At 69.9% G+C, this 2,847-nt stretch carries 2 protein-coding genes; both read left to right on the top strand.

Features of this window, described 5'->3' with window-relative positions; all coding sequences use genetic code 11:
* The first annotated feature begins 84 nt into the window (after positions 1 to 84).
* On the top strand, positions 85 to 756 hold the full coding sequence (locus VML93_RS10785; RefSeq protein ID WP_325610407.1) for a TetR/AcrR family transcriptional regulator: 672 nt from the start codon (positions 85 to 87) through the stop codon (positions 754 to 756).
* A 34-nt stretch (positions 757 to 790) separates the two neighbouring features.
* Positions 791 to 2,847: DEAD/DEAH box helicase (locus VML93_RS10780; protein WP_325610404.1), on the top strand; the 2,057-nt coding region annotated here is incomplete at its 3' end.

The raw sequence follows: 2,847 nt of genomic DNA, 5'->3' as shown, positions 1-2,847 counted from the left end.
GAGCTGCCGCTGGCCCAGGGTGTGCAATTCGGCTGAGCATCTGCTCTGGCGGAACGCGTTACACCCATGAGTAGTATCTGTCCCATGGCAACAGCCAGGAGGCGGCTATCCCCCGAGGACCGCCGAGCTGAGTTGCTTGCTCTGGGGGCGGAGGTCTTCGGGAAGCGGCCTTATGACGAGGTCCGCATCGACGAGATCGCAGAGCGGGCCGGGGTGTCCCGAGCGTTGATGTATCACTACTTCCCAGATAAGCGGGCGTTCTTCGCTGCGGTTGTCAAGGACGAGGCGGACCGGCTCTACCAAGCCACCCAGAATCTGCCGCCCTCCGGACTGACGATGTTCGAAGAAATCCGGATCGGCGTGCTGGGGTACATGGCGTACCACGAGTACCACCCGGAGGCTGCGTGGGCCGCCTATGTCGGCCTGGGCCGCTCCGATCCGGTTCTGCTGGGCATCGACGACGAGGCCAAGAACCGCCAGCTGGAGCACATCATGGAGCGCATCGGCGAGCTGCTGGGCGATATCCCCGGGGCGAAGCTGGAGCCCGATGTCGAGCGTGACCTGCGGATCATCATCATCGGCTGGATCGCGTCGACCTTCGAGATCTGCCGGCAGCGCATCATCGACCCGACGGCCGACGCCGAACGCCTGGCCGACGCGTGTGCACATGGGCTGCTGGACACGATCTCCCGGGTGCCGGATATTCCGCCGGAGCTGTCCGGCGCGATGGCGACCTCGCGGCAAAAGCCGCAGTAGTTCTTTTGTCGGTGCCTGTTGGCACGATGACTAGATGACCTCGGCGACTGCTCCGTTGGGCCGATTCAGCGCGATCACCCGCGACTGGTTCACCAACACGTTCGCCGCGCCCACCGCCGCGCAGGCCGACGCCTGGGAAGCCATCGCGGACGGCAAGAACACCCTGGTCATCGCGCCGACCGGATCCGGTAAGACGCTGGCGGCGTTCCTGTGGGCGTTGGACAGTCTGGCCCGCTCCGCCGATCGGCCGCCCGGGACTCGGGTGCTGTACGTGTCGCCGCTCAAGGCGCTGGCCGTCGACGTCGAGCGCAACCTGCGCACCCCGCTGGCCGGGCTCACCCGGCTCGCCGAGCGGCGCGGCCTGCCGCCACCTGGCATCAGCGTCGGGCTCCGCTCCGGCGATACCCCGCCCGCGCGCCGCCGCGAGCTCATCAGCCACCCGCCCGACGTGCTGATCACCACGCCGGAGTCGCTGTTCCTGATGCTGACCTCGGCCGCGCGCGAGACCCTGGCCGGCGTGCGGACCGTCATCGTCGACGAGATCCACGCGATCGCGGCCGGCAAACGCGGCGCGCACCTGGCCCTGTCGCTGGAACGGATGGACGATCTCGCATCGGGCTCGCCCGAAAACCGCAGGGCGCAACGCATCGGGCTGTCGGCGACCGTACGTCCGCCCGAGGAGCTCGCGCGGTTTTTGTCCGGACCCGCCCCGACGACCATCGTGGCTCCCCCGTCGGCCAAGACCCTCGAGCTCGCCGTGCAGGTGCCGGTGCCCGACATGGCCAACCTGGCGAACAACACCATCTGGCCGGATGTCGAGGCACGTCTGGTCGACCTGATCGAATCGCACAACTCGACGATCGTGTTCGCCAATTCGCGGCGGCTCGCCGAGCGGCTGACCGCGCGGCTCAACGAGATCCACGCCGAACGGTCGGGTGTCGAGCTGCCGTCTGCCGGCAATCCCCAGGTGGCCGGTGGGGCGCCGGCGTACATCATGGCCAGCGGCCAGACCTTCGGCGCGCCGCCGGTGCTGGCCCGCGCCCACCACGGTTCGGTCAGCAAGGAACAGCGCGCCGTGGTCGAAGAGGACCTCAAGCGCGGGCAGCTCAAGGCGGTGGTGGCGACCTCGAGCCTGGAGCTGGGCATCGACATGGGGGCGGTCGATCTGGTGATCCAGGTGGAGGCCCCACCGTCGGTGGCCAGCGGGCTGCAACGCATCGGGCGGGCCGGACACCAGGTCGGCGAGATTTCGCGAGGCGTGCTGTTCCCCAAGCACCGGACCGACCTGATCGGCTGTGCGGTCAGTGTGCAGCGGATGCTCACCGGCCAGATCGAGACGATGCGGGTACCCGCCAACCCGCTGGACATCCTCGCGCAGCACACCGTGGCGGCGGCCGCGCTGGAGCCGCTGGACGCCGACCGGTGGTTCGACACCGTGCGCCGCAGCGCCCCGTTCGCCGCGCTGCCGCGCAGCGTGTTCGAGGCCACCCTGGACCTGCTGTCCGGCAAATACCCGTCCACCGAGTTCGCCGAACTGCGACCGCGGCTGGTCTACGACCGCGATGACGGCACGCTGACCGCGCGGCCCGGTGCGCAGCGGCTGGCCGTCACCTCCGGCGGCGCCATCCCCGACCGCGGGCTGTTCACCGTGTACCTGGCCGGCGACGCCGAGAAGCCGTCCCGGGTGGGCGAGCTCGACGAGGAGATGGTCTACGAGTCCCGGCCCGGCGACGTGATCTCGCTCGGTGCCACCAGCTGGCGGATCACCGAGATCACCCACGACCGGGTGCTGGTGGTCCCCGCGCCCGGCCAGCCCGCCCGGCTGCCGTTCTGGCGCGGCGACGACGTCGGCCGCCCGGCCGAACTCGGCGCCGCGCTCGGCGCGTTCACCGGCCAGCTGGCCGCCCTGGACCGCGGGGCGTTCGGCAAGCGCTGCGCGGACCTGGGTTTCGACGACTACGCGACCGACAACCTGTGGGTGCTGCTGGACGACCAGCGGACCGCCACCGGGGCGATACCGACCGACCAGACATTGCTGGTCGAGCGGTTCCACGACGAGCTGGGCGACTGGCGGGTGATCCTGCACTCGCC

The organism is Mycobacterium sp. (assembly GCF_035499775.1).
Lineage (GTDB): Bacteria > Actinomycetota > Actinomycetes > Mycobacteriales > Mycobacteriaceae > Mycobacterium.
Note: the sequence above shows the minus strand (reverse complement) of the source record. Positions and strands in the feature narration are given on the sequence as shown.